This is a genomic window from Carnobacterium alterfunditum DSM 5972, assembly GCF_000744115.1.
Lineage (GTDB): Bacteria > Bacillota > Bacilli > Lactobacillales > Carnobacteriaceae > Carnobacterium_B > Carnobacterium_B alterfunditum.
In genome coordinates, this window is record NZ_JQLG01000004.1 from 807,542 (window position 1) to 834,373 (window position 26,832).

Genomic DNA, 26,832 nt, shown 5'->3' on the forward strand with positions numbered 1-26,832 from the left:
TCAGCCATAAGGGCTGCCATGCTTTCTGAACTCCCTACAAAGAAGAACCTATAAAGCGATAACATTTTCTAAGTTTCACTTAAAGCAGATTATTTCATAAAGCTAGAGTTAAGTGGTAAGGTGCATTTGTACTAAAAAATATTATTGGGGGCCATTTTATTGAAAATTATTGTTGTCGGAACATCGCATGCTGGTTATGAAGCTATCCAAACATTATTGAAAGAGCAGCCAGATGCCGAATTGCATTTATATGAACGTGGTGACACAGCATCATTCTTATCTTGTGGAATTCAAAGTTACTTAGAAGGATTGGCTGATTCTTTAGACAGCTTGCATTATGCAACTGAAGATTCATATATCAAACAAAACATAAACGTCCATATGAATAGTGATGTTGTTGGAATCGATCCAAAAGCTAAAACCATTACTGTAAAAACAACTGATGGCGAAACTCAAGAAAGCTATGATAAATTGATTCTTTCTCCAGGTGCAGTGCCTATTGAAATTCCTATTCCTGGTGCTGACTTAGATAATATTTATTATGTACGTGGCCGTAATTGGGCTGAAAAAGTGAAAGCACGTATGGACCAATCGAAGAAAGCCGTTGTTGTTGGTGGAGGTTACATTGGAATCGAAGTAGCTGAAGCATTTGCAAAATTTGGTATTGAGACTACGGTTATTGATTCCTTAGATCGCGTATTAAATACCTATCTTGATAAAGAATTTATTGATTCTTTAAATGAGAACATGCTACAACATGAACTTACTGTTCGCACGGGCGAAATGGTCAAAGAAGTCGTTGGAAAAAATGGGACCGTTACTAAAGTGGTTACCGATAAAGGCGAATATGAAGCAGATACCGTTATAATGGCTGTTGGAGTCCGTCCGAATACGAAATGGCTTCAAGGAATCGTTGATTTGAATCCAGACGGTACGGTCGTTATTGACGACTATTTAGAGACTTCTGAAAAAGATATCTTTGCAATGGGAGATGCTACAAAAATTCCATTTGCACCAAATCACGGGTCTAAACTAATTGCTTTAGCCTCCAATGCTCGTCGTCAAGGCGTGATCGCGGCTAAAAATATTTTAGAGAAAAAAGTAAAAATGCCTGAAGTATCCGGGACGTCTGGTTTAACATTATTTGACTACAAGTTAGCTTCTACAGGAGTCAAAGATATTGATCAAGATTCCATCGATGCTGAAGTAGATAGCACCTTTGTAGTAGAAAATATCCGTCCGACTTTTATCGATGATGAAAAAGTCATGATGAAAATCCATTTTGAAAAAGAAAGTCATCGTATCGTCGGTGCTCAATTATTATCAACTTATGACGTTACCGCTTCAATCAATGCACTATCTGTAGCTATTTCATCAGGCTGGACACTAGAGCAATTAGCGTTTGCTGATTTCTTCTTCCAACCAGGGTTCAACCGTCCATGGAACTACCTAAATGTCCTTGCTCAAAAAGCATTAGAAGGTAATTTTGATGGTGAAAAATTATAATCTTTTTTCGTTAAAACGCTAAATAAAACACTCCCTGCAAAGGAAACATTAGAAATAAGAAACATTTCTAAGTTGCCTTCGTAAGGGGTGTTTTTTCTTGGATCAGAATCAGTTGATTGGATCATTCTTCCCATAAAAAAAACAGCCCGCAACACCAACCTAATGGCATTACCGACTGAACGATTTCTAAGCGATTCGTTTAATTGAAGACTCTAGTTATTGGTTGGTAGCCAATTGAGCTAAATGAAATTCCAAATGCTCTTCAATAAAGCTCGCAATCGTATAATAACTATGATCGTGGCCTTTTTGCATCCGAATCGTCAACGGATAATTTTCTGCATCTGCAACAGCCGCTAGTTTAGCTGGCTGCAACTGCTTTTCATAAAAAGGATCAGCATCTCCTTGATCGATCAACACTGGGATTTTTTTACTCGTGTCATGTTTCAGAAGTTCCATAGCATCCCATTCACGCCAATTTTCTTTATCGTTTCCTAGATACTCGCTAAAAGCTTTTATTCCCCATGGAACCTGGCTAGGATTAACAATAGGTGCAAAAGCAGATATCGATTGGAACCGTTCTGGATTACGCAATCCGATTACCAATGCTCCATGTCCTCCCATCGAATGACCTGAAATAAATTCTGGTCCAGTCAATTGGAACCGGCCATGAGCGATAGCTGATAATTCTTTAGTGATATAATCATACATCTTATAATGAGATGCCCAAGGTTGTTCGGTAGCATTGATATAAAAACCTGCCCCCTGGCCTAAATCAAAATCTTCTGAGTCTGATGCATCTTCTCCACGAGGGCTAGTATCTGGCATTATCATAGCTACGCCTAAACGTGCAGCAGCTTTTTGTGCTCCAGCTTTGTGCGTGAAATTATCATCCGTACACGTTAAGCCTGATAACCACCACAATAAAGGTGGATTAGAGAATTTTTCTTTGTTTGGTAAAAACAAACTGAAAGTCATTGAACAAGCTAGTGTTTGTGACTCATGACGGTATTTATACTGTGTCCCGTCAAAAACAATGTGCTCTTCAAGAAGTTCTAATGTTGACATGATTATCCCCCTCCTATACATTTGATTGAAGCAATTTAATTGTACGAAAGAACCGTACGGATCGATTTTCCTTCATGCAATAGATCAAAGGCTTCGTTGATTTTTTCAAAAGGCAAGGTATGCGTAATGAATGGATCCAATTGTATCTCGCCACTCATTGCCTTTTCAACCATTCCAGGTAATTCTGAACGGCCTTTTACTCCGCCAAAAGCAGATCCACGCCATACGCGTCCCGTTACAAGTTGAAATGGACGCGTACTGATTTCTTCGCCAGCTCCAGCTACTCCGATAATGACGCTCTCTCCCCAGCCTTTATGACAGCATTCTAAAGCTGAACGCATCACATGTACATTTCCGATACATTCAAAACTATAATCAACACCGCCGTTTGTTAGTTCAACAATAACTTCTTGGATCGGGCGGTCGTATTCTTTAGGATTCAAGAAATCAGTAGCTCCCATTTCTTTAGCTAATTCAAACTTATCCGGATTCGTATCAATAACAATGATTCGCCCAGCTTTTGCTTGAACAGCGCCTTGAATAACGGCTAGCCCGATGGCTCCTAAACCAAACACAGCAATGGTGTCGCCTTCAGTTACTTTTGCCGCATTAGTTACAGCACCGATACCTGTTGTTACACCACAACCCAATAAACAAACTTTTTCTAAAGGCGCTTCAGGATTCACTTTTGCTAAGGAAATTTCAGAAACAACTGTGTATTCACTGAATGTGCTTGTCCCCATATAATGATAAATGGGTTCTCCTTTATAAGAAAAACGCGTCGTTCCATCTGGCATTAATCCTTTGCCTTGTGTTTCACGAATAGCTTGACACAAATTTGTTTTGCCCGACGTACAATACTCGCACTTACCGCATTCAGGTGTATATAACGGGATCACATGATCGCCAGGTTGGACTGAAGTTACTCCTTCTCCGACTTCAACTACGATCCCACCGCCTTCATGTCCTAATACTGCAGGGAAAACACCTTCTGGATCCGTACCGGATAAAGTATAAGCATCCGTATGACAAACAGCTGTATCCGTAATTTTAACTAATACTTCCCCTTTTTTAGGTCCTGCTACATCAATTTCTACTATTTCAAGAGGTTGACCTGGTCCAAACGCAACTGCTGCACGTGATTTCATTTTATTGATCTCCTTTGTCTTCATTCATTTATTTGCTTTATTTGCTGCTCAACTGATTTATTAAAAAACACTTAATAGATAAATCATAACATGCCTCTTCTATTGCGACAACTTGCTTGTTTTTCATTAACTTATTAAAATCAGACTAAAGTCGCTATAAATTTTTATTGAAAATGGTATACTATTTACCGACATTACAATGACAAAGGAAGAGGCGACAAATAAAGATGAGAAATATTCGATTAAAAATTCAAAAATTCATGGTTGGAAGATACGGAATGGATAAACTTTCAACTGTTTTATTGTATGCAGGATTAGCCTTGATCTTTTTATTTAATCTATTGAATATACCCTTCGTTGGATCAATCGGGTGGATAGCGATCGCGATCAGTTATTTCCGAGCATTATCTAAAAATCGTCCAAAACGATTTATAGAAAACCAAAAATATTTAACTCTTAACCGTCGGATGAAACAAAAATTTAACCAAATCCGAAATAAATTTTACCAACACAAACAGTATAAATTTTATACTTGTCCTAATTGTAAAAGGAAATTACGCGTGCCGCGCAAAAAAGGAACGATAAAAATCACTTGTCCCCATTGTAAGAACCAATTTGTTAAAAAAACCTAATACCTTTTTTAACGCTGGTCAGATGATCTCGTGGTAAAAAAAAGCAAAACAGCTAGAATTCAGCTGTTTTGCTTTTTTATTAGCGCTTTTCAGTTAAATGAATTTCAATACAAAGTATAGAATAAACACTCCAGTTAAAACATACATCATTTTAGATACAGCTTTATGTTTTCCAGTGCTTACTTTAAGAAAAGTATGGAATGAGAATCCCCATCCGATTCCATCCGCAATATTAAAAGTCAAAACCATCATTAAGACCATTAGAATTGCCGGGAAATATTCGGTGAAATCAGTAAAATCGATATCTTTCAAATTGCCTGCCACTAGCAGTGAACCTACAATCACGAGCAACGCAGAGATAACGGCTAGTGGAATGAGGGCGATAAAAGGAATAAATAAGATGGTGAAAAGAAAATAAATCCCAACTAAAAATGAAGTCAATCCACTTTTTCCACCTACAGCTATTCCTGTTGCACCTTCTGCACTTGTACAAGTAGAACTGCAACCTAAAACACTTGCCATAATAACAGATAAACCATTTGCTTCTAATGTTTTCTTCAAAACTGTTGGATCTTCAGAATTCAAAAAACTAATTTGGGTTCCTAGATTTTGAAAGACAACTAAAATAAGTAACGAAAAGACTGCGATCCAATAGTTGAAAGAAAGGACACTAGAAAAATCAAACTGAAAAATAAAGGGTTCTAATGACCGGGCATCAATCAGAGAATAAGAGAATGAGCTAATATCCGTAACTCCTAAAAAGATAGAAATGACCACTCCGAATACGATCGTTAACAAAAAATTCCCTCTAACATTTTTAACAAACAAAAACAATCCTACTAATAACGTAGCTAACATCGTCAACGGAATCGGTTGGAAAATATTATTCAAAGCCACGATCGTGTCTGGCGAAGAGACAATAATTTCACTGTTTTTTAAGCCAAGGAAAATCAAGAAAAACCCGACTCCTGCACTCATTCCCTTAATCATTGTAGCTGGTATAGCACGCAAAAGCTGACCTGTGATGTTAAAATAGGTCAATAAGAAAAAGATAATGCCAACAATGAAAACGATCGACAAGCTTTCTTGCCAGGTAAAAGCAAAACCACCTACTAAGATATAAGCGAAAAATGCGTTGTCGCTCATGCCTGGAGCTAAAATTAACGGTGACTTCGCATATAAGCCCATTAAGATATTACTAAAAGCAGTTGTTAAAATAGTTGCAATCATAACGGAATTATAATTCATTCCTGTTTGCGATAGTATAAGAGCATTAACTGCCACAATGTAAACGATCGAAACAAAAGAAGTAACACTAGCTTCTACTTCTGTTTGTAACGTACTCCCTCTTTCTTCTACTTTAAAAAATTGTTGCACCGTTGCCATTATCTCACACTCGCATCATAATGGATCCCTAAAGCTTTTGGTCCACGAGTTTTTCTACCAGTAAAGATAAGAGCCAATAAAGTAACTAGGTAAGGCAACATGTAAAATACTTCTGTTGGGATAGAACTAGCGAAATCTAAAATTTGAATTTGATCTTTGATTGATTGAGCAAATCCAAAAAGCAAAGCACCCGCTAAAACACCATATGGATTCCATCGTCCTAAGATAACAGCTGCGATTGCAATATAGCCTTGTCCTGAGATCGTATTAAATGAGAAATTACCATTTGTAGTTAAGACGATCGTCGCTCCACCTAATGAAGCAATCGAACCACTCATCATAACAGCCCAAAATTTGATTTTCATCACATTGATCCCAGCTGTATCGATAGAACCAGGGTTTTCTCCGACACCTCTTAGTCGCAAGCCTAAAGAAGTCTTAAAGAAAATAAATCCGATTAAAAGTACTGCTGCAAAAGCAATATAGGTCGTAGGATATGAACTGAACAGTGCTTTACCGATTATTGGGATATCTGATAGAAAAGGAATAGAAATTTTTAAAAACATATTTTTCAAACGAGGTGTTTCTGCCGAGCCATCGAATAGCAGTTTAACTAAGAAAAAAGTAACGTTAGCTGCTAATAAATTAATAACAACCCCACTGATAACGTGGTTTGCTTTGTATTTTAATGTTGCTAAAGCATGCATTCCTGAGAATATTGTGGTACATATAAAAGCTGCCAACAAACCAATAAAAGGACTTAAGCCTCCCATGCCAGCTGATTCAGCATAATAAGCACCTATCGCTGAAAAAAATGCTCCAGAGATCATGAATCCTTCTATTCCTAGATTGATAACACCCGCTCTCTCACTCAACATACCGCCTAGGCCACCAAATAATAAGGCTGCGGCAAAAATCAAACTTCCACTTATAATATTGGCTGTCATCTTACTTTACCTCCCTTTTAAGCGCCTTTTTTTTCGGTAACAACGCTTTAACAATTCCAGGAGCTGCAACGAAGAAGATTATAAGTGAAATAACGATTCCAATAATTTCACTTGGTACTCCTGCACCAAACTGCATTCCTTGTGATCCATAATCTAATGCTCCAATCAAGATACCTGCTAAGGTTGTCCCTATTGTTGAATTGCCTCCTAATAAAGCAACCGCCACACCATCAAATCCTACGCCACTTGTAGAAGATACGATCGCGACATATCCGTAAACGCCTAATGTATCCAAGGCTCCAATTAATCCACCTAATGCGCCAGAAATAAACATTGTCCGTATTAAAATCCCATTTACTTTCATCCCGGAATAATTTGCGGCATCAGGATTTAACCCAACTGTTTTAGTTTCATAGCCCCACCGCGTTTTTTCAAAGAAATAATAAAATCCAAAAATGACGAATGGGATAATTATGAAACCCCAGTGGATACGTGCACCGCTGAACAAATCATTTAATGAAGGAAAACTGACACTAGCTGATTCTTTAATAAGAGATGAGCGTGCTGTTCCCTCTTGTGCTGCAAAACTTTTGATTAACATATGACTCAGATACAATGCAATATAGTTCAACATGATTGAACTAATAACCTCATTGATCCCGAACTTAGTCTTAAGACTAGCGATCAAGACCCCCCATAAACCCCCAGCAATCACACCAACTATTATAGCTACTATTCCATGTATAACAGGAGGTAAATCAATTAATGTACCTACTAAGAGAGAGCTGACTGCCCCCATAATAATCTGTCCATCAACCCCAATATTAAAAATACCAGCTTTACTGGCAACCGCAACTGCAAATCCACTTAAAATAAGTGGAATAATAGCACGGACGGTTTCACCTATATCGTAAGGTGAACCAAAAATCTTTAAAACTAATGATTCATAGGCTGCTATTGGGTCATATCCACCAATCAGCATGACGATTGCTCCAATAACTAACGCAATTAAAACTGCAATCAGTGGAATAGTTGCTTGGCTATTCTTAAAGTCTTGTCTAATTTTTTCCATGGTCTCATTCATCACCCGATCCTTTACCAGCCATCATTAGACCTAATTCTCTATCATTTGTTTCATTTGGTTTTGTTTGTCCGACTATTTGACCATCAAAAATAATATCTATTCTATCTGATAAAGTTAGTATTTCTTCTAATTCAAAAGAAATAAGTAAGACCGCAACACCTTTATCCCGTAAGCGAATAACTTGACGATGGATAAAATCAATCGCGCCAATATCAAGTCCACGGGTTGGTTGTACAATGATAAGCAGTTCTGGATCACGGCCAATTTCTCTTGATAAAATGACTTTCTGTTGGTTCCCACCAGACATACCGCGTACAATCGTTCGTTCATTCTCAGCGCGAACATCATAATTTTTCATAGCGGCCCTTGCTTCTTCGTACATCAATGTTTTATTTAATTTGATCCCTTGATTATACTTCTCTTTGTAATATTCGATTAAAATTAAATTCTCTGCAATATCGTTATCCAATACTAATCCATGTTTGTGTCTATCTGCTGGTACATAACTCACACCAGATTCATAGATTTCACGAGTTGATTTGTCTTTTTGAGAGACACCGTTAATTAATATGTCTCCTTCTTGGAAATCACGCATTTTAACAATTGCCTCTGCTAATTCCATCTGACCATTTCCATCAACGCCAGCAATCCCCACAACTTCTCCAGCAGCAACAGATAGATTAATATTGTTTAATAGTTTCTTTTTACTCGGACTTAACATTGTAAGATTTTTGATTTCTAATACCTTTTGTTTAGGATCGTATGCTTGTTTATTAATCTCACGCGAAATATTTTTACCAATCATCATTTCCGCAAGTTCTTCTTTATTTGAGTTTTTTATATCGACAGTAGAAATGTATTTCCCTTTACGAATAACGGTACATTTATTAGCTACTTTCATGATCTCATTTAATTTATGCGTAATCAAAATAATGGATTTACCCTCTGCTACCAACGTTTGCATTACTTGTAATAACTCACCGATCTCATCGGGGGTCAAAACAGCTGTAGGCTCATCAAATATCAATAAATTTGCTCCGCGATATAAGCATTTCAAGATTTCAACTTTCTGTTGCATGCCGACTGGTAGATCCTCGATTTTACTATTTGGGTCTACTTTCAAACCATATTTTTCAGATATATTTCTAACTTCTTTAACAGCAGCCTTCATATTTAAGCGGATGCCGTTTTTTGGCTCCATACCAATAATGATATTTTCCGTGACCGTAAAATTTTCAATCAACTTGAAATGTTGGTGAACCATCCCAATACCTAAATGGATCGCATGGTTTGGATTTTCAATTTTTGTTTCATTTTCGTAGACTGAAATACTGCCTTCTTCAGGTTGGTACATACCGAAAACAACATTCATCAAAGTAGATTTCCCTGCACCATTTTCGCCGAGCAAGGCGTGAATTTCTCCACGTCTTACAGTCAACGAAACGTCATCATTAGCAACAAAATTACCGAATCTTTTTGTAATATGTTTTAATTCTAATACTTTTTCAACTCGTTTTTGTTCCATTGTATGACTCTCCTTTATGGTTTCTCAGGAACTGTAATATCTCCAGAAATAATTTTTGTTTTGTAGTCTTCAACAAGATCTAATATGTCTTTTGGCACATTTTTATCTGATGTTGTTGCTAAGCCTACGCCATCTTCAGCTAAACCTAAACGAACAACTTCTCCACCTGGGAAGTTTCCTTCAGCTGTTTTTTCAGAAATATCATATACTGCTCTGTCTACATTTTTCATCATAGAAGTTAATGTAATATCATCGCCAAATTCTAGTGATTGGTCTTTATCAACTCCGATCACCCAAACTTTTTCTCCATTATCAAAACGTTCTTGAGCTTCATTAAAAACACCATTTCCAGTACCGCCCGCAGCGTGGAAGATAGTATCTACACCATCGTTGTACATTGTAGAAGCAGCTGATTTACCCATATCCACACGGTTAAAGACACCGACGTAGTTTACAACTACTGTTGCTTCTGGGTTAACAGCCTTGACCCCTGCTTCAAAACCTGCATGGAAACGTTGGATAACTGGGATTTCCATTCCACCAACAAAACCAACTTTGTCTGTTTCAGTCATACTAGCTGCAACAACACCTGCTAGAAAAGCACCTTCGTTTTCTTTAAATGAAACTGAAACAATATTTTCAATCCCTTCAATATCTGAATCGATAATACCTAATTTTGCATCTGGATTATTAGCAGCAATCGTTGTCACAGCATCTGCTAACGTTGCTGCGGTAGCCCAAGTCAAATCTGTTTGGCTATTAACAAATTGAAGTAAACTTGGCTCAACTTCTGAATCTGCTTTAGGTTCTAAGTATTTCACTTCATACCCTTTATCTTTTTCTAATTGTTGTAACCCTTCCCACGCGCTTTGGTTAAATGACTTATCATTCACACTTCCTAAATCAGTTACCATGCCTAATTTGAAATCCGTTTTTTCGCTTTCATCCCCAGCTTCACTGGCACTGTCATTTCCACAAGCTGCCAATACTGTCATTGATAATAAAGCGAACCCAATAGTTTTAATAGTTGATTTTTTCATTTTTATCACTCCTGTAGTTTTTTATTTTATCTTTTAATTTAGTTCTGCTAAAAAGCTTTTGCCATTTCCTAATGCCGGTAAATCAAAGTTTGCAGCAATTGTCGCACCGATATCTGAAAAATAATTAGCTGTTTTCAACTCTTTTGCATTTTCAAATTGTTTTGAATAAGCAAGCAACGGAACATATTCGCGCGTATGATCTGTTCCTGGAGCGGTTGGATCATTTCCATGGTCTGCTGTTATCAGCAACAAATCTCCTTCTTCAAGTCTAGCTAGAATTTCTGGTAGACGCCTGTCAAAATCCATCAATGCTTCGCCATAACCTTTTGTATCTCTGCGATGTCCGTAAAGAGCATCAAAATCGACTAGATTAGTAAAAGACAACCCTTCAAATGGTTTTTCCATTACTTTTAATAATTGATCCACTCCATCCATGTTGCTTTTTGTCCGAACTGCTTCAGTAATGCCATGTCCATTAAAAATATCGCTGATTTTACCTACTGCAATAACATCTTTTCCGTTAGCTTTAAGTTTATCTAATACTGTAGAACCAAATGGGCTTAGCGCGTAATCGTGCCGGTTAGCTGTACGTTTGAATGCACCCGGTTCTCCAAGATAAGGACGTGCGATGATCCGCCCGATCATATAAGGATCTTCTTTTGTGATCTCACGAACATACGCACATATATCGTATAACTCTTCTAAAGGGATAATTTCTTCGTGTGCTGCAATTTGAAGAACTGGATCAGCTGATGTATAAATAATCAAAGCTCCCGTTTCCATTTGCTCTTCACCTAATTCATCAAGAATACCTGTTCCAGATGCTGGTTTATTTCCAATAATTTTTCTTCCTGAATATGCGGTGATTTTTTCAAGCAACTCCTCTGGGAATCCCTCTGGAAAAACTCTGAATGGCGTGTCAATTTGCAAACCAGCAATTTCCCAATGACCCGTCATTGTATCTTTACCTACACTTTTTTCAGCTAACTTTGTCCAATACGCTTCACTTGCTGCTACCTTATTGATCCCTTTCAAATCTGCAATATTTCCTAAACCCATTTTTTCTAGGTTTGGTAAGGCTAACTCCATTGATTCCGCGATGTGTCCTAGTGTATGTGAACCTGTATCATTAAATGATGCCGCATCTGGTGCTTCACCAATTCCAACTGAATCTAACACAATCAAATGAATCCGCTCGCTTTTCATATTTCTTTTCCTCCCTATTTAGTGGTACAATCTTATTGCTATTAAAATTTTATTGAGGTGAAAACATGAGTAAAGGTATTAAATTGTTTGATGGTCTTTCAGATGAACAGATCAAAACTATCTTAAATTCCATCCCATCTAGAAAATATAAAAAGAATCATATCCTCATTTTTGAAGAGGATCCCATTGATCAAGTCTATATTATTAAAAGCGGTGCTTTAAAAATTTATAGAGCGTATGAAGATAAAGAAATCATCCTTGACTTTGTTAGAAAACATGAAGTAATCGGAGAAGTTGAACTTTTTTCTAAAAGCCCAGCTCTATCTTCTGTTGAAGTCACTGAAGATGCTGAAATTCATCATCTGTCTCAGGCTGATTTTATTGCTTTAATCTATAAAAATAAAATAATTCTGGAAAATATTTTCCGAATCCACCATCAACGCTTTGAAACATTGAATAAACAAATAAGAAATTTAACTTTCTATAGTGTCCACACTCGCGTTTGTCGTGTTTTACTTGATTTTATCGAGAACAATGAAAAACCCAATGATTTAACGATAAAAAATATCAACCAAAGCACGATTGCTAGTATGATTGGTGTAACACGTGAATCCGTTTCTAAAGCGTTTAAAGATTTACAAGATGAACATATCCTCTCATTACAGCCAAAGACGATAACCGTCCTTGATATGGATAAATTACAAGCATATGCAAATTTTGATTAATGCTCTATCGGCTTGTCTTTATAATAGAACAGAAAGCGCTTTCTTTCGATGACTTATCCAACAGCTTTAGTGTGAACATGATTACCTCTTGTTAGATAACGCTTTCATAACGCTTATCGTTTTTATCCTTTATCATAGGTATTAACCACATAAGAGGAGGAATTTATTTATGAGTTTTCACATTAGTGCAAAAGAAGGTCAAATTGCTGACATCGTTTTATTACCTGGGGATCCGCTTCGTGCAAAATATATTGCTGAAACATTTTTAGAAGATGCTGTTTGCTACAATACTGTTAGAAATATGCTTGGTTATACAGGAACCTATAAAGGTAAAAAAATTTCCGTACAAGGTACTGGAATGGGAATGCCTTCTGCAGTCTTGTATATCCATGAATTAATTAATGATTACGGTGTTAAAACATTGATACGTGTTGGAACGTGTGGAGCTATTCAAAAAGACGTACATATTCGTGACGTTATCATTGCTCAAGCTGCAGCGACAGACTCCTCCCTTATTTTTAAAGACCTAGCGCCAATTTACTTCCCACCAATCGGTAATTATGGTTTGATCAGTAACGCTTTCAATATCGGAACTGAGAAAGACATGACCATTCATGTTGGAAACGTCTTTTCTTCTGACACATTCTATAACGATACTGAAGATACAATGAACAGTATGACAAAACTTGATGTATTAGGTGTAGATATGGAAACAGCCGGTCTTTATTACCTAGCATCTAAATTCCATGTGCGTGCTCTTAGTATCTTAACTGTTAGTGACCACCTGATTACTGGAGAACAAACATCAGCTGATGAACGTCAAACAAGCTTCAGCGAAATGATTGAAGTCGCATTAGAAGCCGCTATTAAATAAATCAATGAACAACAGGAAAAAACCGTTATAAAGTCTTTTTTCAAAAGACACTTATAACGGTTTTTATTTTTTGGGCAACATCAGGATCAACTAGTCTAACGTATTCTTATAAATAGCTAACTTTCACGTAGTCTAGTCTAATTGATTCCGACATAAAGCAAAAATTGATGGGCGTGAGTCCGGTTCGATACAGCATCCACGCCAGCCAATCAGCTGCTTAATATTAAAAGACCTATAATTTTAGTGTTGATAGACTTAATCTAATGGCATTACTTACTCAAAATTTATGGAGGAATAGGGTTGCTTGTAGCCTAAAATGAAGCACTGTGGGCAAATAACGCCCAAGTATATCATGTTTGTAAGCTGCTAAAGCAGCAACAACCATGACAACTTTTTTAGGCTTCAGGCGTTCCCTTGGCTCTCCACAAGCAAACCCGTCCATTCCAGAAGAAATTTTTTTGAAGTATTCTCACCATTTGATGTAAGACCATATTAAAACGTTATCTTTCGGGGGTCAGAACATAGCTGCTAAATCTAGCTATGAAACAAATTCAAAGAACTAAACTTTTAGAATCATTCTTTCTAACACCATTAGTTATCATTATCTATTTTTAAATACTTTTTATTTGAGTTCTACGGTTTAGTATCGACAATACAATCGATCCTAATCCAAAGGACACAGTAATGAAACCGAGGATCCAACCAATAAATGGTATGATCCCTAAAATAGTTAGAATGATCAATCCTAATAAGAATACCCAAAAAGATTGTACATTGGACCAGCTAAATCTTTTCTGGAACCAAAGACTTATAAAAACGGCAAGAATGATCGTTGAAACATAAAGGGATAATCCGTATAGCGTTAATAAGATAAAAGCTAAAGGTATTCCTATAATGGTAAGCATCAAAAGCAACGAAACTATTGGAACTACTACAACAGCTAACGCTCCAAAACCAAGTGCTTTAAGTTGAGAGATCGTTATTTGTTCGGCTAAGTTAGTCCATAAATCAGGTCTGATCCATCTGACAAACAGCCATACGACTAAAGATGCTGCTATGCTAAAGAGAACTTGCATCAAGATTGCGGTAGTGAATATCGCTCTTGAATCTTTATAAGACTCAAGTTCCATTTTTTTCCAAGTTGTTTCGCCTGCGACTTCAGAATTTCCTGAAAAATCAGCCTTATTTTGACTACTGTAGTCTAAATCTCCGCCAATTTTTCCGCCAACAGATAGCGATTCGCTTGAGCTAGATAAATCACCATTGATCACACCATTTTGATAGGCTTGAGATGCACCCACAAAAGCATCTTTCTCAATCACTGCAGCTTTTTCAATGGAGACATTTTGTCCTGCTAGAAAAGCACTACCATTTGTTTGAGATCCCACTTTTAAGGTAGCTCCAGCTAGATAAATAGTATTTTCAACAACACCGTTTACGGTGATATTCTGTCCTGCTACAAATACACTCCCATTGACTGTGCCGTTTATAGTAGCGTTTTGACCTGTAACAAATAAATCTCCATCAATCGTCCCGTTAACCTCTGTGTTAGCAGCTGTTATAAAAGTAGTCGCATTTATATCCCCATCGACACGTACATTTGACCCTGAAAGAAAACTAGTTTTTTCTAAAGTCTCATCTGACTCTACGATGACGTTGTCACCAGAAATCGTTTCAGCTAGAACGCTCACAAAAGGAATCAACATAAAAGCAACAAGCAGAATCGATAGAAGCAAGACGTTGCGTTTTTTATTCCCTTTAATCTTAAACATAAGAGCACCTCTTCCTTAACTAATTTGAAAGAATCGTTAAGTTAAATCATCCTATGCACATTACCTATCCCAAAAGACAACAAACCAATTATCAACTGCTCGCGAGAGTCCTGTTAAATTTTTCCTGCTTTTAGTATCCTTATCATTTGCCATTTATTTTAGACTAGCTCCTAGTGGGAATAACTACTATAAATAATCCTGACAAAATAGCCTCAACCGCCATGAAGTGTACCACTTAGACCCCTTGTTTTGTGGCCATTTCAGCTCTTCTCTTACAAATTAATTATACTACATCGATCTTATAAGAGAAAACAAACAGAATCAGCATATGGGGCCCTCTACTAGGGATAATTTAGATAATCAAATCATAAGCGTATAAAAAATCACTTCCAATTTATATTTGGAAGTGATTTTTTCGTACCCTATTTTTAAATCCATATCATTAGATCTGTTTTTTCTTGAAATGGCGTACAGTCCAACAGACAAAGCTCACTGTCGATCCAATAGCCACAAGACAAGGCAGCCATAATTCCTTAGGTTCTGTCATATTTGTTAATAAATTAGAAGCTTCGGTTAGCAATGCTATCGGATTCCATTTGATAGTTGTCGGAATGATCGCAGCTAAAGATAATGCCCCAAATGCAAGTAGAGCTGCAATAACTCCTCCAGATGAGTTAGCAAAAAATGTATTGCCCCACAGTGTGATCGAAAGAAGGAGCAGTCCGACCAACAAAAGACCAAAAGCAGCAAATACTGTGTGATATACAGTTCCTTGATCCCAATAATAGGCTGTATAGCTATAGGTGATCAGAAAAGATAATGAAATAGCACCGATCCAGTACCCGCTTATTATAAAGAACTTAGTAGTGATTACGGTAGTACGCGACAGGCCCTTCGTCAAAAGCATCGTTAAGGTTCCTTTTTCCAATTCTTTAGATACGATTGTACTAAATAAAAGAATAAAGAATATCATCCCTGTTTGTGGAACATTCTTATGAAACTGCATCCACGAATCCAGCGCACTAGGTTCAGGTAAAGAAACCATTATTTCAGGAAGAAACTTCTCGAACAGAACGGGAGTTATTTTAGCAGTAAAAGGATTAAGAATACCCAGAAATGAAAAACAAGTGACGATAAGCAAGAGCTTATATGACTTTATACTTTCAATCCACTCTTTTTTTAAAAAACCGCTCCACTGATTCATGATAACACTTCCAGTACAAGTTGTTCTAACTGGCGGCTTTGTGGGTGAAGAGATTGGAGAATGAGTCCTTGCGCAACAATTTCCCGCATCATCACTAGTTTCTCTTGATCATTTTGCAGTCGAACGAACAATTGGTTGTCCTTCACTTCCATAAGAAATGGGAGTTTAATTAAGCGCTCCTGGGCTTCACTTGCAGCTACAGTAAAGGTGTACACAAAGTAATCATCGAATTTCTGTTGTAATGTCTGCAATTGGTCTTGGAAAATGATCGTTCCCTCATGCAACATAGCAACGGAGTCGCAAATCTGTTCCGCATCTGAAAGAATATGGGTAGAAAAAAAGACAGTCGTCTCTTGCTTGACTTCTTCTAATATAGAAAGGATCTTTGAGCGTCCTGCAGGATCCAAGGCTGAAGTCGGTTCATCGCAAATAAGTAATTTAGGCCGGTTAAGCAACGCTTGTGCAATCCCTAAACGCTGTTTCATTCCTCTTGAATACGAACCTATCAACGCACTAGTATCTTCCAAACCAACTAAATCTAACAGTTCATCAATTCGAGATTGCCATTCTTTTTTGGGAAGACCTGTGATCACTGCACATAACTCCAAGTATCCTCTTGCATTATAAAAAGGATAAAATTCAGGAACATCAGGCAAATAGCCGACCTGCTCATTCGATTTGGTTCCTCCAAAAATAACCGGCTCATTTGCAATAGTAATAGTTCCAGCGCTAGTGGGCAGCAAGCCTACCATACATTTCATGAGCGTCGTTTTTCCAGCACCATTTGCTCCAATGAACCCAAAAACAGAATGCTCCGGAATAGACAAATGGATGTCCCGCAGCACTTCTTGGTCGCCAAATTTTTTAGAGACTCCTTTGATCTCAACGATCATGTTCATCGCCTCTTCCAAAAACAAAATAGACTAGTGGGCCAATCCACTGAATAAGAAGAACTACCAGCAACCACATCATTCGATTCCCGAATCTATAATGGGGATGACGAACGACATGAACGGCTGAGAAAATAGCAAGACCTATCTGCAACAAAATAAGTGGAGCAATAAAGGGTAAGTACTCGATCAGTAAATCTATGTTTGTATTCATTGATATTCCACCATTCCTAAAAATAATTATTTAAGTAACTTTTATATTCTTTCTTCTACAACTTTTATCGTCATTTGGAGACAGAAGCTTTAGGCAATCAACACTACCGAGCTAACACGAGCTCTGTTCCTTAGCGTTATTCTCGCTCTCGCAATAAATAAGAACATTCCTAATTGTAACGTTTGGTCATGTTCTCTATACACCCTATTATATAGTTAAAAAACAGTTGATTCAATAAGCTGTTAAGCGATTCTCAAATAGATTAATAAACTAGGGGACAAAAATACTTGGATAATGAACCATTCCAAAAAAATTCGCTCGTCCGCTGTCTTTTTGCGCTCTTTTTTGGTAGACTGAATTGCTTAGATTGCTTATAAAGCTCTCTATTTTATATAACTAATAAGTGAATACTAAGGAGAAAAAATATGAAAATTGCTATTATTGGAATGGGCGTTGCCGGTATTAGTGTACTAAGAGAATGGACAAAAGAAAAAGAAATCGATCCTTCAATAGAATTAACGGTCTTTGGAGACGAAAATACTTTTGGAACTGGTACACCTTATCAAAAAGATAACGAAGTTTTACTCATGAACCAACCTTCAGAAACGATTACTATCATTCCAGAAAACAAGAATGATTTTGAAGAATGGGCACAGAAAAATCAAAATCAAGAAAATAAAACATCAAACCATTATCCCCGTCAATTATTTGGCGCTTATTTAACCGATCGAATGAACGATTGGCTTTTAGAATCAAAAGCAGAAATCATAAAGGAAAAAGTTGAGATGGTTCAGATGCTGCCAAATAACCAGCTCAGATTGACTTCGTCTTCCAGTGTAAAAGATTTCGATGCAGTCCATCTTTGTATTGGCGGTCTTGCTTACAAAGATTACTATCAACTGATCAACCACCCGAACTTCATTGTTAATCCTTTTCCCGTCGAAAAAAAACTATCCATTATTCCTAATGGAGCAACAGTCGGTGTAGTAGGTACTGGTCTGACTGGTATCGATATTTTTCGATACACTTATTACAACCGACCTGATTTAAAGGTATCTTTCTTTTCTCCATCCGGAAGATTTAAATCCATCCGAGGCAAATCTAAGGCAATCGACTATCAGTTCTTTACAGCAGAGAATATCAAGAGTGCTAAAGAAAAAAACAATGGTTTCATTCCATTAGAAACGTATATCGAATGGTTCAAAAATGAAGTAGCCTATCAACAATTATCATTAAAAAACAATTGGAAAAATGATCAGCTAGGTTCTAAAGATATGCTCAAAGAAGAATTACGCGATGCCAAAGAGATTGGTGCGATCCAAAATCTGCTCCACGATATGAGTCCGTTTCTAGCAGAAATATGGATGGCTCTTTGCGAATCAGATAAACAAGTTTTCTTTGACAAGTACTACGAAAAATGGGATAAACTACGCAGTTCGTTCCCTGCTGCTACCGGCAAGGAGTTGGTAACTGCTTGGGAAGAAAATAAAATCAGTGTATTTGATAACATAATCGATATTGTTGAAAACGAACAATCATTTGAATTTATTCTAAAAGACCAAAAGTCACAGCACACAGACTATCTTATCAATGCTGCAGGTACCGAAAAAAACATTTCATTCAAAATGGATCGGATGCCGCTCGTTAGCCAATTAGTCAATGAACGTCTTCTTCAACCTGAAACATTTGGCGGTGTTCAAATTAGCTTGCCTAGTTTAAGTGCTGTCAGCCAAAAGTATGGTATCCTTCATACCCTAAAAGTTCATGGTGAATTGATTTCTGGAATCCAATTTGGAAATAATTCAGTGAATATTGTTTCCGAAAGTGCTCGACCTGCCGTCCGAGACATAGTACAACAGCTCAAAGGTAAATAAAGCCAGTCAAATTGATGATCGGTACGTTTGATATAAGGGATGTAAATAGTATGCTATTCATCTCCTCATATCCTGGCAGAGCTATTTCTAGTTGTGAACAACTTAAAATGTTGCACTGACTGCTTAAAATGAAAATATTAAAAAGACTGAGAAGAATTCCTCAGTCTTTTTCTTTTTTCAATTATATTAAATTACCATTCTGCTATAGTACCATCAAAGTTTTTCCATTGAGGATTTGTCCAAATTAGCCCTTCTTGGGAAATTTCTTCAATCAAATCCTCATTTAATTCTAAACCAAGACCAGGTTTCGTTGGAAGACCAACAAAACCATCTTTATATTGAAAAATTTCTTTGTTATGAACAAAATCTAGCAAATCAAAGCCCTTATTATAATGAATTCCTAAACTTTGCTCTTGGATGAACACATTTGGCGTACAAGCGTCAACCTGTAATGTTGCAGCCAATGCAATAGGTCCATATGGAGCGTGTGGCGCAACAGCCACATCATAAGCCTCAGCCATTGCTGCTATCTTCTTAGTTTCTAAAATACCACCAACTAAAGCAACATCTGGTTGTATAATGTCTATACTTCCTTGTTTAAAAATATTTTTGAATGCCCATCTAGAATACAAGCGCTCTCCAGTTGCTAATGGTGTAGAAACATGTTGTGCTATTTCAGAGAATGCTTCCTCATTTTCTGGCAAGACAACTTCTTCTAAAAACATGGGTTTTAATGCCTCAAGTTCTTTTGCCAATACTTTAGCCATTGGTTTGTGAACTCTACCATGAAAATCTACAGCAATCTCCATTTCATATCCTAATTTTTCACGGATTGAAGCAACTCTGTCTACTACTTTTTGAACCTCTTTAAACGAATCAATATAATGCAATTCTTGAGTAGCATTCATTTTTACAGCTCTAAATCCTCGATCGTAACGATCCATTGCTTCAGCTACTACGTCTTCAGGTCTATCACCACCGATCCAAGAATACACTTTAATGCTATCTCGTGCAGCTCCACCTAGTAATTCGTAAACAGGGACATTAAAATATTTCCCTTTAATATCCCACAAGGCCATCTCAATGCCAGAAATAATTGTTCCGTTTATTGGTCCTCCTCTGAAAAATGAACGGTGTAACTCTTGCCATAATCTTTCGATTTCAAACGGATTTCGACCAATAATTCTTTTACCCATCTCATAGGCTCCAGAGACAACTGTTTCCGTTTTTGTACCAGAAATCATTTCTCCCCAACCCTCGATACCTTCATCGGTGCTTATCTTGATAAAAATCCATCTTGGCTTAATTTTGTAGACTTTAACATCTGCAATTTTCATTTTTCATCCTCCATCAATTAGTTATATAGGTTTTTCTTCTGTTTCCAACTCTCTTTGTTCTCTAGCTAATTTAGTTTTGGGTTTCATAATTTCAAAGTAATACCAGAAGATTGCAATAATAATAAGCATTATTGGCATAGTAATTAGTAACGGACCAATAAAGGCAAAGAATACTAAGAAACTATGTGATAAGCTGGTTGCTGAAAATGATGAGATAAATAAAGCACCACCTGCAACCGCTACTTCAATACCTATTGAAGATGCAAGCTCAGTTAGAATAGGTGCAGTAATTGAACCTGCATATAAAATAGCTGTGGTAGTTGCTAGCCCAATAATAATATTTTTAAAAAAGTTTCCACGTGTAAGTGCAACAACAAAGGCAATTCTAAAAGGAATAATCGCTAGATCAGCGAAAGGTAACATTCTATTTCCGGGTAATATAAACGCAAGTCCAATAGTTAAGGGAATTAAAATCAAAGCTGTAGTAATAACATCTTGATTACCTACTACAACAGCTGCATCAAGTCCAATAAATAATTTTCTGTTTTTGAATTTTCTTTGAGACCAATTTTGTGCTGCTTCTGAGATAGGCATTAAACCTTCGACAAATAAAGAGGTCATTTTAGGAATGATAACTAGTACTGCAGACATACTTACTCCTAATTGCAATGAAGCTGTAATATCGTATCCACCTAATAAACCAATAGCTGAACCTAATATCAAACCTAATATCATTTGATCTCCAAAAAAACCAAGATACTTTTGAACATCTTTAAGGGTCACATCAATTTTATTTATGCCAGGAATTTTATCTAATAACCAATTTAAAGGCCAAGCAAGTAACAATGTAGAAGTTGCCGATACTGTTGGCAGTGAAACTCCAGGAATACCGAAGAATTTTTCAATTAATGGTTGAGACCAATCGGCAATCTTAAAGGTTGTCATTGCCATAACCACTGATGCACCTATACCAAGCCAAATATTGCCTGTGACATAGTGAACCATAATACCCACAATTGCCATATGATGATAATTCCAAATATCAACATCTAGCGTGTTGGTTGTTTTGGTTAATAACATAATGATGTTTACTGCAAATATTGAAAGAACAATAAAAACAATAATAGGAGAAGACCATGTGACAGCTGCGATAGAGCCCCAACCTACATCTAAAACATCTAAGTTTATTCCCACATTTTCAACCATTGCTCTAGAAGCAGGTCCTAAGTTTGAGGACATGTAATCTAGTAACAATCTGATTCCAGCAAAACCAATACCTAATGTTAAACCTGATTTAAATGCTTTTCCTAATTTTAAACCAAAGAATAATCCAATAATGGTTATAATAACTGGCAACATAACCGTTGGCCCAGCATTGATAAGCCAATCAAATCCTGACATTATTGCTTTCCACATAATTTTCCCTCCTTGATCTGCTTTTTATTTTAGATAACTCAAAATCTCTTTAAGCGTATCTTCTTTACCAATACCAGTTAATAAAGATAAACCACCTACAATAGGAGCATTAACTTTACCGCCAAATTGACCTGTTGTAACAACTAAATCATAATCATCGCCTTTTCCAGGAACCTCCATTAATTTACATTGCTCCGTTTTAATACTTACTCCTTCTTTTTCAGCATAATCTCTTATTTTAGATGCTACCACCGTTGATGTTGCGATTCCATTGCCACAAGCTACTAATACTCTTTTCATAATATTTCCTCCTAATAGTTTTTTAATTTAAGTAGGGTTCTAACACACTTAACACTTTATCCTTATCCGTCATTTCTGTAATTTTTTTGGTTAACTTATCATTTTGGATAATTGATACAACTTTCTGTAACATTTCTATTTGACCATGAGGTTCTTTTATAGCTAACATCATAACGATTTGTACATCTAATTCTTTCTCAATATTTTCCATTGAACAAAATTTTGCGGCTTTTTTTAATATACCGATAGCAATAGTCGTTTTGTTTACTAGGTCATTATCTGCATGAGGAATAGCGATATTAACTCCTAAAGAAGGTAAACCAGTTGGATAAATATTTTCCCTATCAATAATAGCTTTTTGATAACCTGGCTTTACATATTTATATTCAAGCAATTTGCCAGACATAAAATTTAGAACATCTTCTTTTTTTTCAAACTCTAAGTTAGGAAAAATCAAATTTTTATCAAGATTTAACTTCATACAGGAATTACCCCCTCTCTTATTTTTTATTTAGAATCCATTTTACAGAGTACTTTTTTGTCAAATAAAGTTAATGATTCTTTTAATCCAGTACTATTTTGACTTAATATATCTTCTTTATTAAAAATCCCAGATGCTATTCCTACATACGCAGCTTGATTATCAAAGAATTCAAGCGCATTACCAGAAGAGACCCCTCCGACAGCCATTAATGGAAGTTTTCCTAATGGAGCTTGAATATCCTTGAAAAATTCAACTCCTACTATGCTAGCTGGAAATATTTTTATAATATCTGCACCATTATTTTTAAGTTCCATTACCTCAGTCGCTGTCATGGCTGCTGGAATACTTAATATTTTTTTTGCTTTACATACATCTAAAATTTCTTTACTTAATTTGATTGGTGATAATATAAACCGAGCTCCTGCATCTATAGCATTATTTGCATCTTCTAGAGACAAAACAGTCCCAGCACCAATATAAAATTTTTCGCCAAATTCTCTTGAAATTTTGTTAATTGTAGTAAAAACATCTGGTGAATTTAAAGTGATTTCAAGTGCAAACTGTTGATGCTTATCTTTTAAAACTTCCATAACTGTTTTTACCTGTTCATAAGTATAGCCTCGCAAAATAATGGTAACCTTTGGAAAGTTATCTTTCATTTTCCCACCTCCTCTGTATACCTTTATATATGCAAGTAGCATGCCAAGTTTTGGCTTATAATGTTATCTTAGTTAGAATAGAATGGATTTCTTCATTTGATGTAGACTCCAGAAGGAGCTGAGAAATGTTATCTTTATAAAGAAGCTTATACAAATCTTCAATTTCTTTTCCATTATGTTCAGTTAATGCAAGAAGAAAAATAAGACTGACATATTGATTATTTTCCCATAATATAGGTGTGGCTAGTTTTGTAATTGAGATGGCTGGTTGTGTAATATACTTACTTTCTCCATGTGGAATAGCAATCCCACCTTCTAAAAATGTATTTCCCATTGTTTCTCTTTTGTATACGCTTAATATGTATTCACCTGTTACTTTTTGCTGTTTTATTAATTTTTTCGTCATTCTGTCTAACACATCATTTTTTGTAACAAAATTATTTTCTATATGAATTAATTCTAAATCTATATAATTTTTTAGTGTATTTTCTCTATAAATCTTTCCCTTACTATTTAAAATGTGAAGTAATTTATTGCTTTTACTTAACAAATCTTCAGCGGATACAAATGATACATTATTATAATTCGGATTAATTGTTCCTACTATTGCAACAATCTCATTCGAGTGACCAATTTTGTCAAGTGCAGTAGAAGTATCTTCTGTAGAGAAAAAACCCATAGGAACAATCTCAATATCTTCATCAAAATCCATAATTGATGTTTCAATATAATTTTTTAATACTTTAGCTGCGCCTTCTCCTGTTAAACATAAGGTTACAATCACTTTTTTTCTTTTTATTGGTGACACAAAAGTGCTTCCTGTTAAAAATTTTTTTGAATCAATTTCATCAGCAAGATTATCTAGTGTGTCCTCCGGCAATAGCGCACGTCTGACGGATTCTATAACCATTAAAGTATCAACTCTACCAACTACTCGCACTAATATACCTGTCCGTGCTGAAATAATATCTCCAAATAAAATTAATGATCCCATATCGGCTAATATAAGTACTCCTTTTCCTTGATCAGCATTTTTAACGAGTGGAATAGTTTTTTCTAGCATTAAATTCGGAGAGTCTGTTAAATCCATTTCTAACCCTAATGCATGGTCTACACCTAACAATTTATTTGCTACATCTGCCATACCTTTAGCGACATTCCCGTGCGATAGTACAACTACTCCTATCTTTGTGGTTTTAATTTGCATATCTTCTTTAAAATTTTTGAGATACATTGCTATAAAACCAACTTCATCTTGAGGTAAATTTATATCATATTCTCCATCGATAAATTCTTTTATAAAAGTAGCAGCCTTATATTCTTCTTTATATTCTTGTTTAATATTATTTAAATTTGGATTTATTGTTACTTTATTAGAAAAAAATCGATTAATAGCTGAATTCAAATGGATGGCTAATGGAAAAATCAATTTACTATCTAAATTGCTTAAATACTTGTCTGCTATTTGAAAACTTTTTTTTGTAGCTTCTAGAGCTTCCGTACCGATTATATTTTTTAGTATTTCGTAGCTCATTTCTTTTTTGTAACTAATTTTAGAAAGACGCTGCATTTCTCCATCAATTCTTTCGCTTAAAATCGATTTGATGTTATCTTCTGTATAATTCTCTAATTTCATTGTCTTATAAGTATTTTCAATAAAGTCATAAATAGTTTCTGTTTGCATAAGTACTGAAACTGCTCTCATTTCTTTATTTTCGTTTTCTTTACTGTCACTTTCGTTGATGATTAAATCTGTATGGCTGAATAAATAAACTTCTTCATCAAAATTATTTTTATTAATAATTTCTCCAATAATTTGCTTAGGTAAATCTTGAAAATTTATTATAATTTTACTCTTTTGATTTATTGTTGCATGAAGAAAACCCTTAGCAGAAGTAGCTTGTATGTCACTTTTCAACTGTCCAATATTGCCTTTACAAGAATAAGATAGTAGTGATTTTATTACATCTCTTTTTATTTTAAAAGGTTTGTTAACACGTTTGCTTTCATTTTCAAAAAACATTTTTATAAAATTATATTTTTCATTAGTTGTTCTTTCATGGTAACTAGGCATTTCAATATTAATAGGAATTCTTCTTCTAAAAGTTAGTAATAATGTTTTCGAAGGATCTTCTGTAGTCGCTCCTATTAAAAGTAACTTACTTTTTCTTGTTAACTCAGTTTCTCCTAGTCTTCTATATAAATTTTGATCTAAAAGATAAAACAAAATCTCTTGTCCTTCAGGTGGTAAACGATGAATTTCATCTAAGAATAAAATACCTCCATCACATAATTCTACAAGACCTTTTTTATCTTCTGTTGCTCCTGTAAATGCTCCTTTCACATATCCAAAAAGTTGAGAAAGCAGTAGTTGGGGATTTTCTGCATAATCTGCACAGTTAAATATTTCAAAACGAACATTTTCTTTAAAATTTTTTGTCGTTTTACTATATTCATACATTTTTTGTGCAACAAAACTTTTTCCGGAACCAGATGGACCAACAATAAGGGTGTGCAACCCCATTGGAGGATAAAGAATAGATGCTTTGGCTTGATTGATTTGTGTTTTCAGGCTATCATTCGATCCAATCAGATCTTCAAATGGATCAACTTCTTCTTTTGGTTTAAGTACTTCAGGAACAAATAGTTTCTCTTGCACATCTTTTCGATATTTGTTTACTGAAGACCGCGCGATAATGAAACCGTATGCATTTAGTTTTTCAGTTAATTTTCTTTCAGATATTTTGGGTTGTTTTGTTAAAATATTAACGATTTCGTATTCTATTAATTTTTTTCGTCTAGTTCTCGAATCTGGAATACTTGCTTCAATTCTCAATTTTGTTATATTTTCTCTAAAAGTATTTAATAATTCAGCAAGCTCAATATCAGTGTGAGGGTTTCTAGAATCTTCATTTTCTATTATATTCTTCAAGTTATTTATCATTATTGTAATCTCCCTTTTTTACATAGATTACCTTATTATACAATAATGAGGTATAGATATAATTTTTTTTGAATAATAAGCAGTATTATAGTTAACCTCGTAATAAATTTTAGCATTGCTAAAGTGATTACAATTAGCTATTTGATCTGTTTAACTTAACAAATCTTAGGTAAATATTATTATTAAAATATTCGCGAAATCATAATCAATTTTTCAAAATCGAAAAAAACAAATTTCCTTAAAAAGAAGCTCATCTGTTTTATGGACTATTCTATTCTTTACTAAAGCAAACTTTTCAGGGAAATTACTCAGTATCATTATCTTGGCTTTCTAATAGACTGTTTAAAAATATTTTTACTCTTCTTCATTATCAAAATTCGTTTTATTAGGGTTATTGATCAAATGAGTAGCGAGCTGAGGTTCTATTTGACTAATACCACAGGGGTATTGATCAAATGAGCAGCGAGCTAAGGTTCTGTTTGACTCATACCATGCGAGTATTGATCAAACGAGTAGCGAGCTAGGGTCCCATTTGACTAATATTACTACAGGGATTGTTTAAATGTAGGATTTTCCCCGAAATAGTCTACTTATTCATCA

The 26,832-nt window shown here is 35.6% G+C and carries 23 protein-coding genes; 5 read left to right on the forward strand and 18 right to left on the reverse strand.

What is annotated here, in order from left to right; all coding sequences use genetic code 11:
* Window positions 1-159 precede the first annotated feature (159 nt).
* The gene (locus BR50_RS04250; protein WP_034546586.1) at window positions 160-1,506 is read left to right on the forward strand and encodes an FAD-dependent oxidoreductase; all 1,347 of its coding nucleotides are present in this window, start codon (window positions 160-162) and stop codon (window positions 1,504-1,506) included.
* A gap of 216 nt (window positions 1,507-1,722) precedes the next feature.
* On the opposite strand, the gene fghA is transcribed toward BR50_RS04250, so the two are convergent.
* Both fghA and BR50_RS04260 read right to left on the reverse strand, forming a co-directional pair.
* Complete coding sequence (gene fghA, locus BR50_RS04255; protein ID WP_034546588.1) at window positions 1,723-2,571, reverse strand: S-formylglutathione hydrolase; 849 nt, start codon at window positions 2,569-2,571, stop codon at window positions 1,723-1,725.
* A 35-nt stretch (window positions 2,572-2,606) separates the two neighbouring features.
* Complete coding sequence (locus BR50_RS04260) at window positions 2,607-3,719, reverse strand: S-(hydroxymethyl)glutathione dehydrogenase/class III alcohol dehydrogenase (RefSeq protein WP_034546590.1); 1,113 nt, start codon at window positions 3,717-3,719, stop codon at window positions 2,607-2,609.
* A 278-nt stretch (window positions 3,720-3,997) separates the two neighbouring features.
* Here BR50_RS04260 and BR50_RS04265 point away from each other — a divergent pair, with 278 nt between their 5' ends.
* On the forward strand, window positions 3,998-4,351 hold the full coding sequence (locus BR50_RS04265) for a zinc-ribbon domain-containing protein (protein WP_245792749.1): 354 nt from the start codon (window positions 3,998-4,000) through the stop codon (window positions 4,349-4,351).
* Between the two features lie 93 nt (window positions 4,352-4,444).
* On the opposite strand, the gene BR50_RS04270 is transcribed toward BR50_RS04265, so the two are convergent.
* From BR50_RS04270 to deoB, 6 genes are read right to left on the reverse strand one after another with little or no spacing between them, the layout of a single operon-like run.
* Window positions 4,445-5,737, reverse strand: coding sequence for an NCS2 family permease (locus tag BR50_RS04270; protein WP_051905736.1), 1,293 nt, complete (start codon window positions 5,735-5,737; stop codon window positions 4,445-4,447).
* On the reverse strand, window positions 5,737-6,684 hold the full coding sequence (locus BR50_RS04275; protein ID WP_034546594.1) for an ABC transporter permease: 948 nt from the start codon (window positions 6,682-6,684) through the stop codon (window positions 5,737-5,739). The genes BR50_RS04270 and BR50_RS04275 overlap by 1 nt, the downstream gene beginning before the upstream one ends.
* A gap of 1 nt (window position 6,685) precedes the next feature.
* Window positions 6,686-7,756 carry an ABC transporter permease gene (locus tag BR50_RS04280; RefSeq protein WP_034548954.1) on the reverse strand — a complete coding sequence of 357 codons (1,071 nt, stop codon included), beginning with the start codon at window positions 7,754-7,756 and terminating at the stop codon, window positions 6,686-6,688.
* A 4-nt stretch (window positions 7,757-7,760) separates the two neighbouring features.
* Window positions 7,761-9,293 carry an ABC transporter ATP-binding protein gene (locus BR50_RS04285; RefSeq protein WP_034546596.1) on the reverse strand — a complete coding sequence of 511 codons (1,533 nt, stop codon included), beginning with the start codon at window positions 9,291-9,293 and terminating at the stop codon, window positions 7,761-7,763.
* 14 nt (window positions 9,294-9,307) lie between these two features.
* Window positions 9,308-10,333, reverse strand: coding sequence for a BMP family lipoprotein (locus BR50_RS04290; RefSeq protein ID WP_051905737.1), 1,026 nt, complete (start codon window positions 10,331-10,333; stop codon window positions 9,308-9,310).
* Window positions 10,334-10,366: 33 nt separating this feature from the next.
* Window positions 10,367-11,539: a phosphopentomutase gene (deoB, locus tag BR50_RS04295; protein WP_034546598.1), complete on the reverse strand. Its 1,173-nt coding sequence runs from the start codon at window positions 11,537-11,539 to the stop codon at window positions 10,367-10,369.
* A 65-nt stretch (window positions 11,540-11,604) separates the two neighbouring features.
* On the opposite strand from deoB, the gene BR50_RS04300 reads away from it, so the two are divergent.
* Complete coding sequence (locus BR50_RS04300) at window positions 11,605-12,264, forward strand: Crp/Fnr family transcriptional regulator (protein WP_034546600.1); 660 nt, start codon at window positions 11,605-11,607, stop codon at window positions 12,262-12,264.
* A 169-nt stretch (window positions 12,265-12,433) separates the two neighbouring features.
* Window positions 12,434-13,138, forward strand: a complete 705-nt coding sequence (deoD, locus tag BR50_RS04305; RefSeq protein WP_034546602.1) for a purine-nucleoside phosphorylase — start codon at window positions 12,434-12,436, stop codon at window positions 13,136-13,138.
* A gap of 611 nt (window positions 13,139-13,749) precedes the next feature.
* On the opposite strand, the gene BR50_RS04310 is transcribed toward deoD, so the two are convergent.
* The 4 genes from BR50_RS04310 to BR50_RS04325 form a co-directional block, all read right to left on the reverse strand.
* Window positions 13,750-14,910 carry a DUF8173 domain-containing protein gene (locus tag BR50_RS04310; protein WP_034546604.1) on the reverse strand — a complete coding sequence of 387 codons (1,161 nt, stop codon included), beginning with the start codon at window positions 14,908-14,910 and terminating at the stop codon, window positions 13,750-13,752.
* 442 nt (window positions 14,911-15,352) lie between these two features.
* The gene (locus BR50_RS04315) at window positions 15,353-16,114 is read right to left on the reverse strand and encodes an ABC-2 transporter permease (RefSeq protein ID WP_051905738.1); all 762 of its coding nucleotides are present in this window, start codon (window positions 16,112-16,114) and stop codon (window positions 15,353-15,355) included.
* On the reverse strand, window positions 16,111-17,013 hold the full coding sequence (locus BR50_RS04320) for an ABC transporter ATP-binding protein (protein WP_034546606.1): 903 nt from the start codon (window positions 17,011-17,013) through the stop codon (window positions 16,111-16,113). The genes BR50_RS04315 and BR50_RS04320 overlap by 4 nt, the downstream gene beginning before the upstream one ends.
* Complete coding sequence (locus tag BR50_RS04325; RefSeq protein ID WP_034546608.1) at window positions 16,997-17,218, reverse strand: PLDc N-terminal domain-containing protein; 222 nt, start codon at window positions 17,216-17,218, stop codon at window positions 16,997-16,999. Before BR50_RS04325 ends, BR50_RS04320 begins: the two co-directional genes overlap by 17 nt.
* Before the next feature lie 425 nt (window positions 17,219-17,643).
* On the opposite strand from BR50_RS04325, the gene BR50_RS04330 reads away from it, so the two are divergent.
* On the forward strand, window positions 17,644-19,092 hold the full coding sequence (locus BR50_RS04330; protein WP_034546611.1) for an FAD/NAD(P)-binding protein: 1,449 nt from the start codon (window positions 17,644-17,646) through the stop codon (window positions 19,090-19,092).
* A 191-nt stretch (window positions 19,093-19,283) separates the two neighbouring features.
* Here BR50_RS04330 and dgoD read toward each other — a convergent pair whose 3' ends face one another.
* Genes dgoD through BR50_RS04360 form a run of 6 tightly spaced genes read right to left on the reverse strand, consistent with a single transcriptional unit; the run spans window position 19,284 to window position 26,232 of the window.
* Complete coding sequence (dgoD, locus tag BR50_RS04335) at window positions 19,284-20,429, reverse strand: galactonate dehydratase (RefSeq protein ID WP_034546613.1); 1,146 nt, start codon at window positions 20,427-20,429, stop codon at window positions 19,284-19,286.
* A 21-nt stretch (window positions 20,430-20,450) separates the two neighbouring features.
* Entirely contained in the window at window positions 20,451-21,845 is a 1,395-nt protein-coding gene (locus BR50_RS04340; RefSeq protein WP_034546615.1) for a PTS galactitol transporter subunit IIC, read from the reverse strand.
* Window positions 21,846-21,869: 24 nt separating this feature from the next.
* Window positions 21,870-22,145 (reverse strand): PTS sugar transporter subunit IIB, encoded by a 276-nt coding sequence (locus BR50_RS04345; RefSeq protein WP_034546617.1) that lies wholly within the window; start codon window positions 22,143-22,145, stop codon window positions 21,870-21,872.
* 22 nt (window positions 22,146-22,167) lie between these two features.
* On the reverse strand, window positions 22,168-22,626 hold the full coding sequence (locus BR50_RS04350; RefSeq protein WP_034546619.1) for a PTS sugar transporter subunit IIA: 459 nt from the start codon (window positions 22,624-22,626) through the stop codon (window positions 22,168-22,170).
* A gap of 26 nt (window positions 22,627-22,652) precedes the next feature.
* On the reverse strand, window positions 22,653-23,288 hold the full coding sequence (locus BR50_RS04355) for a bifunctional 4-hydroxy-2-oxoglutarate aldolase/2-dehydro-3-deoxy-phosphogluconate aldolase (protein WP_034546621.1): 636 nt from the start codon (window positions 23,286-23,288) through the stop codon (window positions 22,653-22,655).
* A 55-nt stretch (window positions 23,289-23,343) separates the two neighbouring features.
* Entirely contained in the window at window positions 23,344-26,232 is a 2,889-nt protein-coding gene (locus BR50_RS04360; RefSeq protein ID WP_034546624.1) for a sigma 54-interacting transcriptional regulator, read from the reverse strand.
* Window positions 26,233-26,832 lie beyond the last annotated feature (600 nt).